The following is a 14,314-nucleotide window of genomic DNA, read 5'->3' as shown; positions in this document are numbered from 1 at the left end:
GCTTTGCGGGATCAGTGTTCCTTAAAAGGTATTGATGCAAGAAAATTTTTAAGCTTTGAGAATGTCTCTTGCGATGACGAGTTTTTGGATTTCGCTGGTGCCTTCGCCGATGGTGCAGAGTTTAGAATCGCGATAGAATTTTTCGACCGGGAAATCTTTCGTATATCCGTAACCTCCGAAAATTTGTACGGCTTCTGTAGAGCAACGTACTGCTACTTCTGAAGCATAGTATTTGGCGAAAGCACTTTGTTTGGTCATCTTCTCGCCACGGATTTTAAGATCCGCTGCCTGCATCGTTAACAACTCCGCTGCTTCAATTTGTGTTGCCATATCGGCAAGCTTGAAGGAGATCGCCTGAAAATTAGAAATCGGTTGTCCGAACTGTTCGCGCTCTTGTGAATACTTTACTGATGCATCGAATGCTCCCTTGGCGATTCCCAATGATAATGCAGCAATCGAAATTCTTCCTCCATCCAACACTTTCATCGCCTGAATAAATCCATCTCCTACATTACCGAGCAACTGACTCTTATGAATACGGCAATCTTCGAAAATCATCTCCGCTGTTTCAGAGGCACGCATGCCCAATTTATTTTCCTTCTTCCCTGCTTTGAATCCGGGAGTACCGCGATCCACAACGAACGCCGTGATACCACGCGAATCGAGCAACTCGCCTGTCCTCGCTAAAACCACTGCAACATCACCGCTGATGCCATGCGTAATCCAGTTCTTGGCACCATTCAATATCCAGTGATCACCATCCTGCTTCGCCACCACCCGCATGCGCAATGCATCTGATCCGGTATTGGCTTCCGTTAATCCCCAGGCGCCGATCCATTCTGCCGTGGCCAGCTTCGGAAGATATTTTTCCTTCTGCTCCTCATTTCCGAAAGTCATGATATGTCCGGTGCACAGCGAATTATGCGCAGCCATCGACAAACCCACTGAACCACACACTCTGGCCAACTCCTGAATCGCGGTAACGTACTCAAAATAACTCAAGCCCGCCCCATGATATTTTTCCGGAACCAAAACACCCATCAGACCCAGTTCACCGAGTTTCTTAAAAATCTCAATGGGAAAACGCTGACTCTCATCCCAGTCCATGAGATTAGGGCGAATATGCTTCTCTGCAAAATCACGAACAGTTTGAGCGATAAGTTCCTGGCTTTCGGTGGGCCTGAAGTCCATACGTACTAAGGGTTAAAGGTTAAATAGGGTGCAAGTTTACTGAGGATTTCGGCATTCACCAAGGGAAGCTTACTGAGATCTTGATAAGTTTTGAAAACTCCATGTTGTTCTCTGTAAGAAACGATCATCCTTGCCAATTGTTTGTTCATATACGGATGTCGCAGACTATCTGCCGACAAATGATTGATATCGAGTTTCCTGTAAGGACCGCTCACCACTTTGAGATAGGGAAGAATGGCTTCATACACAGAGTCGGGGATCGCTTTCACCTCCATCATTTGCTCCACCGAAATATATCCTCCCAGTCGCTCCCGGTAATTCACAATCGCCCTCGCTCTCCCCGAACCGATCAATGGCAAGTCCTGCAAAGCGATCGTATCCGCCCGGTTGAGATCGAGAATGGGCAATTCTTGTTTTTTCTTCTGCAAAAACCCTGTCCGCTGTTTAATCACGGGAGCTTCCATGTTTTTCATTTTAATGAAAGGTTCCCACTGCGCAAACAACTCCGGTTGGAGCACTTTTACTTTTTGAACGGATGCTTTATCCTTGAAACCACCAATGCGATCGCGGTAACGCAACAAGGAGGCGGCCTGCTTTGGACTCATTCCCAAATCAACAAATCCGGCGGAATCTGTTTCGTTCGGATCAAATACCGATAGGACAGGTTTCGATTTAACCGAGGCTGCATCTTCCCTCTTAAACGATTTGGAATTCTTCTGACTTTCCAGTTGTTGAAATTGCTGCGCTTCTTCGGCAGACAGTTGATATTCCCTTGGTGTATCCGTATAATGCCGAAACCATAGATACGTTTGCATCACCAACAACAATCCAGTCAATACCATCGCTGCATTCTTTTCACTTCTGGTGTATGTAAAATACGACATCCATACATGACGGAATCTACTTGTTTTCATGAAGCAAAGAAAATGTATTGTCAAAACAATAGGGGGTGGGGAAGTACTTGTAGTCGTTTAAAAACGGAAAAGGATTACGAAACCTGCCTGCCGGCAGCTACTGTTTGGACACAAATGTATTAAATTAGCCTTATGAAGAAACCAAATTATATAATTGATTTCGAAGGCGAACTGAGCGATAAAAGGTTAGAAGACAGGGCAAGAAAGGTTGTTTCAGCCTTAGTAATTTCTCGAACAAGTTCTGTTCACGGTAGCACGTTAACTGAAGCTGATCAAAAAGGGTTTTACAGGTTTTTGGATAATGAAAACGTTAGTGAGGCAGAGCTCATCAGTTCTCTAACGAAACGATGTAAAAGAAATGTTCAAGGAAAGATGTATTAGTAATTCAAGATAGTAGTTCTTATGGTTTAGGGCATCTAAAGGAAAGCATAGAAGAAGATAGCGGTTTAGGATTAGTTGGCAACAAAATGGGGTTAGGCTTTTTAACTCATATTAGCTTGGTACTTGATGCCCAAACTGAAGATTTGTTGGGCTATTCCGATGTACAATTATGGCATCGAAAAGAAGATAAGTCAAACAATACAACACGGATTTATAAGCAACAACCCATTGAAGAAAAGGAGTCCTATAAGTGGATAAAAGCGAGTGAAAGCTCAAAAGCTATATTATCAGAAGCAGCAACAATCACGATAATAGAAGATCGTGAAGGTGACATTTATGATCAGTTTTGCACTGTGCCGGATGACCGGACTGATTTAATAATTAGAAGCAGAAGTGACAGGAAACTTGCAGATGGAAGTTCAATGGATGAAACCATTAAAAAGTCAAAGTCGCTCGGTCAATTATCCATTCCGATAATTAAAGATTTAAGAAAACAAAAGATTGCAAGGATAGCACAAGCCGAAATTAAAGTATGCAAAGTAGAGTTAGAACGACCACATGGGAAATATATTAACAAGGAATTACCAAAGTCAAAAGAGTTATTTGTAGTAAATGTTCAGGAAAAAAGTAATGTAAAATAAAGGATCCGATACACTGGCGAATTCTCACTACAATTGAACTACGAACAGGTGAAGATGCAGAGAAAATCATTGAACGTTATAAACAAAGATGGTATATTGAACAGTTGTTTCGATTGACTAAGAAGCAAGGATTTAAAATAGAGCAAACCCAACTTAAAAATGGATGGGGTATTAGAAAACTCTATCTGTTGGTGTTGGCAGCTGCACTAAAAGTGATGCAACTCTACCTTGCATATGGAGTGGAAAAAAAGCCAGCCCATAACAAACGTCTTCGACGAGAAAGAAATAGAATGCTTGGAAAAAATCGAGCAAAAATTAAAAGTAACTGAAGCCACAACAAACCCATATTCTCCTAAAGTACTAGCATGGGCATCATGGATAATAGGAAGATTGGGTGGTTGGAAAGGAAATCCAAATCAAAGACCACCAGGCCCAATTATATTACTAAAAGGCGTAGAAAAATTTGAGAATATTTATGAAGGATGGAAATTGGCTTCAAATTACACTTAAAGATGTGTCCAAACAGTAGCTGCCGGCAGGCAGGAACGAAAATTTACGAAATGCGAATTACGAAAGTGGGCGAAACATGATGAATATGTGGGGACTACTACGCTAACTGAGTGCGTCAAAGCTTAAGCGATGGTGTTAGCTACGAAGTCCGAAGGTTGGTCGCGGGTTTATCATAACAGATCATAATAATCATAACGAATCTGCGGCCCGCCAGAATTTTATTGAGTTAGCGGAGATTAGAAAGTTTTTCCGTAATTTTATTGTGATGAAAAAATTCTTTTGCGCTTTGCTGTTGATGACTGCGTTTTTTGGGGGTGGGAAGGTGTTGGCGCAGTTCACAAATAGAGTATGGGCTTTCGGAGATAGTGCAGGTATTTCCTGGTTGAATTCCGGTACAAATCCGATTAATTTCAAAACAAATAGTAAATGGCGCAATGGATCAGTTTCAATTTCTGATACGAATGGATTGAATTGCTATGCTGCATTATTTGATAACACATCTACGACCAATGTTTGTATTTGGAATAAGTACAATACATTAATGCAAAATGGGGATTATAATTATGGAGGCTGGTGGTATCATGTAAATTTATTCATTCCGGATCCTGGTAACGATTCTCTTCTTTATATGTTTGGAATTGGAGTTACTAATGACCCATACGGCTTTTATTATTCAAAATTGAATTACAAAGCTAACAATGATTCTGGTATTGTCATTCAAAAGAATATGCAGTTAAATAATTTTCCTGCCTTTGATGCATTGATGGCAGTTCGCCATGGAAATGGCAGTGATTGGTGGTTGATATTTCAACGATGGTATGCGCCAACTTTTACGACTCCTTCAAATGAATTTTTCTTTTATTTAATTGATGATAATGGAATAACCGGCCCATTTCAGCAGTCCATTGGATTAAGTCATACAACCAATGGTGGTCACTTAGTTTTTGATCCAACTGGTGATAGGTTCGCAAATATTTCTATTAAAGGGATGATTGAATTATGTTATTTTGATCGTTGCACAGGAACTATCACTTCAACAACACCTATTGAACAGGAGGCTACTGCTTTTCCTTATCCACATTATAGCTCTTGTGCATTTTCTTCCGATGGAACTAAATTATATGTTAGTGAATACTCACAAACTAGCGCTCCATCACATTTGTATCAGTTCGATTTGAATGCCACCAATATTAGTTCCAGTAAAACGGTCATTGATTCATTTGTGAATCCCGATATTGGTATCAACGCACTAAAATTAGCTCCGGATAATAAGATTTATCTAGCAGCAGCTGATGAAAATTTCTTTGTGACATATCCTGATACTATGTTCACTACCATCAATTCTAACCTCTCTGTCATCAACCAACCCGATTCCCTCGGCCTCGCTTGCGATTTTCAACCGTTTAGTTTTTACCTTGGTGGAGCAAGAACCTATTACGGCCTTCCCAACAATCCCGATTACGAACTCGGTGCCTGGGTGGGCTCGCCTTGTGATACGCTTGCTGTAGGGGTTGAAAATCTTGAACCCCCACAGCAAGCGTTTTTTCAGGCATGGTACAACAGCGAGTGGAATATGATTCACATCAACGCCTCCAAACTCAAAGGAAGAACGGGGAGTTTGCGGTTGTTTGATATGGAAGGGAGGTTGGTGTACGAGAAGAAAATGGAGGTGATAGCGGGAGGGTATGTGACGGGAGAGATACCGATGAATGCGGTGGCGAATGGGGTTTATTTTGTCAATTTAATTACTGAGTCGGAAAGTGTTTCGTCAAAAACTATCAAATTTTAGTTGCATAGAGATCGTCGTCTTCGAAGGAATTTTCCTTTTTAACCACTAAGGCACTAAGCGCACTAAGGAAACACTAAGGATTTTTACTTATTCTTAGTGTTCTACGTGGTCTAAGTGGTTAAGAAGAAGGTCTGGATGATTATGAAAGCAGGCTGCTTTCTTCGAGGAGAATTTTCATTTCTTGCTGGACTTTTAGTGCTTCCGTGCGGGCGGCGGAGGCGAAGTCTGGTCCGGAGGAGGCGTAGATGATTTGGCGGGAGGAGTTGACGAGTAATCCGCATTGTGCGTTCATGCCTGACCGTGAGATGGCGGATAGATCACCGCCCTGTGCTCCTACACCGGGGACAAGGAAAAAACTTTCCGGGGCTATTTCTCTGAGATGTTTAAATTCCTCTGCACGCGTAGCTCCGCAAACGAACATCAGTTGATCCGGACTTCCCCAACCTTGCGCCTTTTGCATCACGGCTTCGTAAAGTTGTCCTCCACCCTCCTGCTTGTTCAATTGAAAGTCCAGGGCTCCGGGGTTAGAAGTGAGGGCCAGGAGAATCACCCATTTGTTTTCAAATCCGATGAAGGGCTTCACGGAATCTTCTCCCATATAAGGCGCCACCGTTACCGCATCGAAATGCATCTGCTGAAAGAAGGCCCGCGCATATAACGCCGACGTATTACCGATATCTCCGCGCTTGGCATCGGCGATGGTGAAAATATCTCCCGGAATAATCTCCATGGTCTTCTCCAGACTTCTCCACCCCCCTGAACCCAGACTCTCGTAAAAAGCCAGATTGGGTTTATACGCCACACAAAGATCCTGCGTCGCTTCGATGATGGCTTTGTTGAATTCAAAAACCGGATCCTCTACCTCCAGCAAATGCTTCGGAATTTTGGTGATGTCCGTGTCGAGGCCAATACACAAGTAACTGCGTTTCCTGACGATCTGCTGAAAGAGTTCCTGACGATTCAAAGTAATCTTCGTTTAAACGCGGCGTACGCAGCGTCCCGAAGTCTCGGGATCGCAGCGAGCGCAGCGGTGTTTTCAATATTAATTCTATAATTCCACTACAATATATCATCCAAAAAAACATCCCGACAATCCTCCCTCAAACCAATAACATCAATCCCTTTCATATACACATCTTCAAATCGAATCATCTTCAAATTTTCAAATCATCAAATTACCCAACCATATTTTCTTCTTTCATTTTCTCCGCATTTTCCGCGAATTGCAATGCATCGATAAAGTCCTGAATGTCTCCGTTCATGACGGCAGGGAGGTTGTGGCTGGTGAATCCGATGCGGTGATCGGTAACGCGGCTCTGCGGGTAGTTATACGTGCGGATTTTAGCGGATCTGTCGCCGGTGCTCACGAGGGTTTTGCGTCGGCGCGCTACTTCATCCATGCGCTTGGTGTATTCTATCTCATACAATTTAGAACGCAGTAATTGCAGGGCCATATCGCGGTTGGCATGCTGCGATCTTGCGACCTGACAGGTAATGACAATACCACTTGGTTTATGTGTAAGCTGGACCTTGGTTTCTACCTTATTTACATTCTGTCCACCGGCTCCACTCGAACGTGCTGTTTGATATTCCAGATCAGCGGGGTTGATATCTACTCCATCAAACTCATCGGCTTCCGGTAACACGACTACCGTCGCAGCAGAGGTGTGAATACGACCTTGTGTCTCTGTAGCAGGGACACGCTGTACACGATGCACGCCGCTTTCGTATTTCAATACCCCGTAGGCTTTCTCTCCGGTCACTTCCATCACGATCTCTTTATAGCCGCCGGTATTTCCATCGTTGTAGTCCACCAATTCTGTTTTCCATCCTTTGTTCTCACAATAGCGCTGATACATTCTGAAGAGATCTCCCGCAAAAATACTCGCTTCATCTCCGCCGGTACCTGCCCGAATTTCAAGGATGGCATTTCTGCTGTCTTCTGGATCGGCGGGAATGAGCAATTGCTGAATATGCGCTTCCAGCTTTTCCAGTTGAGGTTCCAGCATCTCCAACTCTTCTTTCGCCATGTTACGAAAATCTTCGTCTTTATCGTTGTTCAGGACTTCCTTTGCCTCGTTGATGCGGACGAAAATATTCCGGTATTCACGAGTGGCATTCACCACCTCTTCCAGATCACGATAGGATTTATTCAGTTGTCGGAACTTTTTCTGATCTGCAATCGTCGCAGGATCGCCCAACTGCACGCCGATGTCGTTGAATCGGGCTTCTATCCCTGCCAGTCTATCCAGTAATGTATCTGTGGACATTTTCTATTACCAGGTAAATATTCCCTGATCGCTTTTAATGGTTAATTGTTTTTTCGCCGAGGTCTCTACCCTGCCGATCACTTGTGCATCTATATTAAAACTCTTTGAAATGGCGATGATCTCTTCGGCGATATCTTGCTCTACATAGATCTCCATCCGGTGTCCCATGTTAAAGACCTGATACATCTCTTTCCAGTCGGTTTTTGATTGCTCCTGAATGATGCGGAAAAGCGGAGGAACCGGAAAAAGCTGATCCTTGATAACATGCAACTGATCGATGAAGTGCAGAATTTTAGTTTGTCCTCCACCGCTGCAATGCACCATACCATGAATCTGACTCCGGTACTGATCGAAAATCTTTTTCATAACGGGGGCATAGGTACGTGTGGGCGATAACACGAGTTTACCTGCATCAATATCCAGTTCGGCTATACGCTCCGTTAGCTGGAGGTCACCGTTATAGATGAGTGAAGCGTCGATGCCATGATCAAAGGTATCAGGATATTTTAAGGCGAGATAATTTTCAAAAACATCATGTCGTGCAGAGGTAAGACCGTTGCTGCCCATGCCTCCGTTATAGGAAGATTCATAGCTCGCCTGTCCGGAGGAACTTAATCCCACAATCACATCACCGGCCTTTATATTTGCATTGTCAATGACCTCACTGCGTTTTAAACGACAGGTTACTGTACTGTCCACAATGATGGTCCTCACGATATCGCCTACATCTGCGGTTTCTCCGCCTGTGGTATAGATGTTAATTCCGTGTGTTCTCAACTGCGCTACCAGTTCTTCGGTTCCATTGATGATGGCCGCAATCACTTCTCCCGGAATCAATCGCTTATTCCTGCCAATGGTCGATGACAATAAAATCCGATCGGTTGCTCCCACGCACAGTAAATCATCGAGGTTCATCACCAGTGCGTCCTGAGCAATGCCCTTCCACACATTGAGATCACCGGTTTCCATCCAGTAGGCATAGGCCAGACTACTCTTCGTTCCTGCGCCATCCGCATGCATGATATTGCACCAAAGCGGATCATCACCGAGGAAGTCGGGGACAATTTTGCAGAATGCTTTAGGGAAAATGCCTTTATCCAGATTCCGGATAGCAGCATGCACATCATCCTTAGTGGCGGAAACTCCTCTTTGAGTATAACGATCGGAGGTATTCATAGGGCAAAGATACAAGAAGGGCGGCCTTTATGAGCCGCCCTTCATTGCTAAATCAAGTATTTTTAATTCTTAGGTACATAGGTAGTGCCGGTCACTTCGAACTCTGTGCGGCGGTTGTACTGATGCGCTTTCTCACGCAGTTCTCTTGTTTCGAGTTTGTCGATGAATTCCTTTGTCAACACGTCACCACGTTTAAAGGGCAGGTATTCTTCATCGTTCTCCACTTCTTTTGGTGTGGTTTCACCTTTTCCTTCCCATGTCAGACGATCAGCAGGAATTTTGTTAGCCACCAGGTAATCGAGTACACTCTTCGCACGACGATCAGATAGTTTTAAGTTATAAGCATCGTCAGCACGGTAATCGGTATGTGACGTGAGCTTGATGGTGATAGTAGGGTTATCGTTCAACACCTGAATCAAACCATCGAGTGCTTTCTTAGATTCAGCACGTAAAGAAGATTTATCAAGATCGTAGAAAATTTCAGGTACAGTAATTGGTTTCGCAGTAGACTTCAATGGGAAATCGAAATCCTTTACGAAATCTTCGTCTTCTTCCAGTCCAACGGTAGAAAGTTCATGGAACTTGGTAAGATAACCGGTGAATGAAGCAGAAATTTTATATTTCACATTTGGCTTCAGGTCGTAGCGATACATACCATCAGCACCTGTTTGCACACTCAGGGAAGTACCATCAGAACCGAAAAGTTCAACGGTAGCTCCGGCAAGATTTTCTTTAGTATCGGTATCATAAACACGACCGCCCACAGCCAGTTTCAAAGGTGGAACCATGAAGGAATAAATATCATCCATGCCTTTTCCGCCATCTCTGTTTGATGTGAAATATCCTGTTGTTTCTGTATTCCAGATCAGACCAAAATCATCTGCTGAAGAATTCATCGGCGACTTCAGGTTGGTAGCTTCAGCCCATACACCACCTTCATTGGTGCTGTACATCATATCTAAACCACCCATACCCGGCTTGCCATTAGAAGCAAAATACAGACGACCATTTTTACCCATCGTTGGGAACATCTCATCCCCTTCTGAATTCACACCGGTACCTAAATTGGTAGGCGTTCCCCACATACTTCCATCCCATGCAGAAACCCAGATATCTTTCCCACCTGAACCGCCCGGCATATCTGAAGCGAAGAATAATAATTTTCCATCAGGAGAAAGGCAAGGATGTCCGCAAGTATAGGTTTCACTGTTGAAAGGAAGCATCACTGCATCACCCCACTTGCCATCCGCCATAGTAGTCATCATGATTTTACACTGGGTATCCTTCTCCTTATCACTCGGACAAGTGGTAAAATACATCACCTTACCGGTTGCATCAAAAGCTGCTGCTCCATCACTATTCTCACTATTTGCCGGACCGGGGAAATTAGTAGGCGTACTCCATTTTTCATTGTTATCCATGGAAGCCTGGAAGAGGTCAAAATATTTTTCACCGTACCAGTTATCATTCTTGCTACCGGAAGCTTCCTCTCTTGAAGAAGAGAAAACAAGGCTATTCTTAACGGCAGGATTTTCGCAAACAGCAAAATCATAATACTTCGTATTCAGCACCGACATATTGTCGATTCTATGACGGGTTGGTTTATCCTTCCAGGCTTGCGCGGTTTCTGTAGACTTTACCGCATTAGCCGCTTTCGGATCGGACGGCATCTCCTCTTTATATGCATTGTATTGAACGATGGCCTCTGCATATTTTCCATTTGCCTTTAAAGCATCTGCGTAGCGCAACATTCCAATGGGATCCTTGTACTTCGCTTTAACTGCTTTTCCGTACCAATCTTCCTGTTCGAGATTATTTCCCATAAAACGGGCACATTCACCGGCAAAAAATGCTGCACGGCTCTTGTCTTCGTTCTTTTTAAATTTAGTGTAAGCTTTCTTGTAAAAGGTTGAAGCTGTGTAATATTCTCCAATCTTAAAAAACTTATCTGCCTTTTGAGTTCTGCTCTTTTTGGCTTTAACTGGCTTATCCTGAGCAAAACTGCTCATAATAGCGATGGACAATATTAATAACAGGCTTAGGGTTCTCTTGATCATAAGGACACGTACGTTAAATTTTTTCAATGAAGGACAAAGGAAACAAATTAATTTTAAAAGGAAAAATATGAAGAGAATTGTCATCTTATTGCATCGCACTGATTATTATACACTTACATTAAAAATAGAGCCAATGAAATAAAATGAAAGCATTTTTTATACACAATACATTAAAAATGACCTCTTATTCGTTAAGTTTCAATCGATATATTGGCACAGGTTAGTAATTCAGAGGACGAAATCCTAAAAAGATTACTCATTAAAGAAGAAAATATACCCCTAACTTAGCAGGCATGAATATTAAACATTTGAAAAGAATTAACCTATTGATTTTTATATTTTTATGTTTTAACCAAGTTAGTACTGCGCAATATAATTATAAGACCGCGCTTGGTTTAAGACTTAATGGTGGAGCCGGAATAACGCTACGTCATTTCATTAAAGACAATCATAGTATTGAAGGGATACTGTATACCAGATGGAGAGGTCTGAATATCACCGGATTGTACAATGTAAATTTCCCGGTATTTAACGAGCCGGGGTTTAACTTTTTATTGGCGGTGGCGGACATATTGGGTTTTGGGACAGAGATAGAAATCCATGGTGGGACAATGACAGAGACTATAATGATACCAGAACTGTTGTTGGAATAGATGGACAAATTGGACTGGAATACGTTTTTAATGACATCCCTTTAAATCTTGCCCTTGACTGGATACCATCGGTAAACATCATTGGTGTGAGCAACTTTTGGGCGGGAGATGTCGGATTATCGGTCCGATATACTTTTAAATAACCGGGAATGCTAAATTACTATACGTATACGTTCTGTTTAAAAATCAGGACTGAAGAATGCTATTGTATTATAAGATAAAGGTGTTGGATGTCACAGGAAGAGTAAGGTCTCCAAGGTAATCTGAAAAGATGTCTGATTCTTTCAACACTATTTTATTCAAAGATTAGAATTCTATAGTTCTCCGGATATGATCCTCAACTACTTTCAACGTTGCTTCCTTCAAACTATTTTCTTCGAATTCAGCTTGTACTTTACTCACCGGCAAAAGGTAAGGAAGTACAGTCACCTGCATATGCATTAATATAGAGGAGAGATGATCTAATCCCCGAAGATTCCCTGCTCTACCATTCGCAATTCCAATCAATGAAGCTTTCTTTCCTTTGAATGCAATTTTAGGATTCAAACTATCAATTAGTAATTTTAAAATTCCCGGAAGACTCCCATTGTATTCAGGAAATATGAATACATATTTTTCTGCCGGAATGAAATATTCCTCTTGCAATTGCTGTAATTCGTGAGGAGTTGAGTGGTGCTCATAACTACCATTTAAATATACCGAAGCCGGAATGTCTGCCAATGAGAGGAGCATGACTTCATTTGCGCTTCTTTCAAGAAGTTCTTTATAAATAGTGGCAAATTTTAAAGTTAGACTTTCCGGACGGTTTGTACCTGCGATTATCGTTATCATTTGTCATCATAACAATAATTGCATTGGAAAGTTCATTTGCTTCCGGCTTCGGGCTTCGGGCTTCCGGCCAACGGTCGTAAAGTGAAGTTTAATGCTCAAGGGTGAGAACTTTTACACGCGATGGGGAGCGTCGTTTGCATCAACGAACAGCACCTCGTTGCCTCGCCACTTCCGACTACCGGTAATAATGCTTCTTGCTCCATTTACAAGTTATTAAAGTATATGAATGCAGCTCGTAGACGGCAGCTTGCGGCTAAACTGGCTGGCAACCGGAAGCTGGCAGCCGGTAGCCGGTTGTAACTTTCAATTGATAAGAAAAATATACACCGGTTCATTTTTATTGCGGGGATTCAACCAATGCAATAATGCATCGAACCAACTGGGGGTCGCCTTGTGAACAAAGGTTAATTCAGCGCCGGTTACCTTCTTAAATTTTGCGATGCGGTTCCATACATGATCCTCCTGGAAAAATAATATATAATGAGGATACTCCGAGGGATGCTGTTGTATGTAGGTGACGAATCTTTCGGTGGGATACTCTTTATATATACAAAAGGCCTGATTCCATTTCCCCGAATAAAACTGAGGCGGCCATTGGGGCGAATCCCTATGACTGACTTCCATTATGAAATTATTGAAGTCGGGTTGTTGATACAAATAATACATGGCCTCTGTCATAGAGCGTTTTGAATAGGTCGTACTCAACACCAATAATCCGGCAGTGTTCAAGATCCAGAAAAAACGCCATGAAAAGAGTTCAGCTTTACTCATTAATTTGCCTTCGCGAAACATACCCCAGCCAATTGTTCCTGCGATGATAAAGAAAGGAATAAACGGCAGGATAAAACGTTCTTGCTTATTCGGAAACCAGGAATGAAAAAGAAAGAATACCAACGAAGGAAGTATGATCACCAATACTTTTTTCCAGGCCTTACAATAACCGATGATGAGAAAAATACTCACCGGTGGAATGAGCATACCCCCAACCGTTAGTAAGTATTGATACCAGGGCCGGTCGAAGTAAGTGGTGGCGTTTAACAAATTATACTGAATGTATTCGGTTACCTCCACAAAGGGGCGATGATAAAAAATCAAATCCGCACCCTGAGTAATGAAGAAGGCAAACACAAAACCTGCAGCAAGTAAAAGTCCTCCTTTAATTTTCCCTCTATACAATAAATACAATCCGGTTCCCGCCAGAAAAAACAAGGACTGAAATCGAATACTCATGGCAATTCCGGCAAATAATCCGGATAAAATAAAATGGCGTTGCCGGTTTCCTTCCTGTTCGGCTTTGATGAGATAGAGTGAAGAAAGTAAGAGTGGGACCACACATACCCATTCCACTAAATTTCTGACACTGGAAGAGGGAATAAACCACATCAAGGCTAAAAACCAGGCTACTCTGATCGCATCTTTTTCATTTCCTAAACGCCGGGCAATCCGGTAGCCAAATACGATAACACCCATTGAATAAATGGCATGTAAAAAACGAACGATGTACATTTTCCCCTGTGGATCATCGAGTCCGATAAAATTGAGTGCTTTTAAAAGGAAAAAATGTAAGCCCACATAAAACCAACTATGACCACTTGGCTTTCCGCTATTGTTCCATGGAAGCCAATTGTTGTAATCATACCCGTCAGCCCAACTCTGCGCAGCTTCAATCACCAGAAAATGATCGTCATGCATTCCAAATCCTTTCGAAAAAATTACAGCTATCAATCGAAAGAATAGCCCCAACGCCAATATTGTTCTCAGGGGATGCTCGTTGTAAAAACGTTTAATTGCGTTCATGGCACAAAATTGTAAATAATGCATCATCTTTTTTCCATTAACAATAACTTAAGGATAAATTAGTTTTACTTTGAATACTGCAGTGTTCCCCATATCGCCTTTAA

At 42.4% G+C, this 14,314-nt stretch carries 13 protein-coding genes; 5 read left to right on the top strand and 8 right to left on the bottom strand.

Annotated elements, in window-relative coordinates; genetic code table 11:
• Window positions 1-48 precede the first annotated feature (48 nt).
• Window positions 49-1,191, bottom strand: a complete 1,143-nt coding sequence (locus IPJ86_08625) for an acyl-CoA dehydrogenase (GenBank protein MBK7887354.1) — start codon at window positions 1,189-1,191, stop codon at window positions 49-51.
• A gap of 5 nt (window positions 1,192-1,196) precedes the next feature.
• The gene (locus tag IPJ86_08620) at window positions 1,197-2,105 is read right to left on the bottom strand and encodes a helix-hairpin-helix domain-containing protein (protein ID MBK7887353.1); all 909 of its coding nucleotides are present in this window, start codon (window positions 2,103-2,105) and stop codon (window positions 1,197-1,199) included.
• A 132-nt stretch (window positions 2,106-2,237) separates the two neighbouring features.
• On the opposite strand from IPJ86_08620, the gene IPJ86_08615 reads away from it, so the two are divergent.
• The 5 genes from IPJ86_08615 to IPJ86_08595 all read left to right on the top strand — a co-directional run bounded on the left by IPJ86_08615 (window position 2,238) and on the right by IPJ86_08595 (window position 5,426).
• Window positions 2,238-2,486: a hypothetical protein gene (locus tag IPJ86_08615; GenBank protein ID MBK7887352.1), complete on the top strand. Its 249-nt coding sequence runs from the start codon at window positions 2,238-2,240 to the stop codon at window positions 2,484-2,486.
• Window positions 2,487-2,572: 86 nt separating this feature from the next.
• Window positions 2,573-3,127 carry a hypothetical protein gene (locus tag IPJ86_08610; GenBank protein MBK7887351.1) on the top strand — a complete coding sequence of 185 codons (555 nt, stop codon included), beginning with the start codon at window positions 2,573-2,575 and terminating at the stop codon, window positions 3,125-3,127.
• On the top strand, window positions 3,124-3,456 hold the full coding sequence (locus tag IPJ86_08605; protein MBK7887350.1) for a transposase: 333 nt from the start codon (window positions 3,124-3,126) through the stop codon (window positions 3,454-3,456). Before IPJ86_08610 ends, IPJ86_08605 begins: the two co-directional genes overlap by 4 nt.
• Window positions 3,362-3,637 carry a hypothetical protein gene (locus tag IPJ86_08600; protein MBK7887349.1) on the top strand — a complete coding sequence of 92 codons (276 nt, stop codon included), beginning with the start codon at window positions 3,362-3,364 and terminating at the stop codon, window positions 3,635-3,637. The genes IPJ86_08605 and IPJ86_08600 overlap by 95 nt, the downstream gene beginning before the upstream one ends.
• Window positions 3,638-3,902: 265 nt before the next feature.
• Entirely contained in the window at window positions 3,903-5,426 is a 1,524-nt protein-coding gene (locus IPJ86_08595) for a T9SS type A sorting domain-containing protein (GenBank protein ID MBK7887348.1), read from the top strand.
• Window positions 5,427-5,565: 139 nt separating this feature from the next.
• Here the strand turns inward: IPJ86_08595 and pyrF are convergent, their stop codons facing one another.
• The 6 genes from pyrF to IPJ86_08565 form a co-directional block, all read right to left on the bottom strand.
• Entirely contained in the window at window positions 5,566-6,390 is an 825-nt protein-coding gene (pyrF, locus tag IPJ86_08590) for an orotidine-5'-phosphate decarboxylase (GenBank protein MBK7887347.1), read from the bottom strand.
• Window positions 6,391-6,601: 211 nt separating this feature from the next.
• Window positions 6,602-7,696, bottom strand: a complete 1,095-nt coding sequence (gene prfA, locus IPJ86_08585) for a peptide chain release factor 1 (protein ID MBK7887346.1) — start codon at window positions 7,694-7,696, stop codon at window positions 6,602-6,604.
• A gap of 6 nt (window positions 7,697-7,702) precedes the next feature.
• Window positions 7,703-8,872: a phosphoribosylformylglycinamidine cyclo-ligase gene (locus tag IPJ86_08580; protein ID MBK7887345.1), complete on the bottom strand. Its 1,170-nt coding sequence runs from the start codon at window positions 8,870-8,872 to the stop codon at window positions 7,703-7,705.
• Window positions 8,873-8,934: 62 nt separating this feature from the next.
• Complete coding sequence (locus IPJ86_08575) at window positions 8,935-10,929, bottom strand: OmpA family protein (GenBank protein MBK7887344.1); 1,995 nt, start codon at window positions 10,927-10,929, stop codon at window positions 8,935-8,937.
• A gap of 959 nt (window positions 10,930-11,888) precedes the next feature.
• Window positions 11,889-12,413 carry an NAD(P)H-dependent oxidoreductase gene (locus tag IPJ86_08570; protein ID MBK7887343.1) on the bottom strand — a complete coding sequence of 175 codons (525 nt, stop codon included), beginning with the start codon at window positions 12,411-12,413 and terminating at the stop codon, window positions 11,889-11,891.
• A 303-nt stretch (window positions 12,414-12,716) separates the two neighbouring features.
• Window positions 12,717-14,210 (bottom strand): glycosyltransferase family 39 protein, encoded by a 1,494-nt coding sequence (locus tag IPJ86_08565; protein ID MBK7887342.1) that lies wholly within the window; start codon window positions 14,208-14,210, stop codon window positions 12,717-12,719.
• Window positions 14,211-14,314 lie beyond the last annotated feature (104 nt).

The organism is Bacteroidota bacterium, assembly GCA_016713925.1.
Classification (GTDB): Bacteria; Bacteroidota; Bacteroidia; order AKYH767-A; family OLB10; genus JAJTFW01.
The sequence above is the reverse complement of the archived record's forward strand: the minus strand, read 5'-3'. Positions and strand labels throughout refer to the sequence as shown.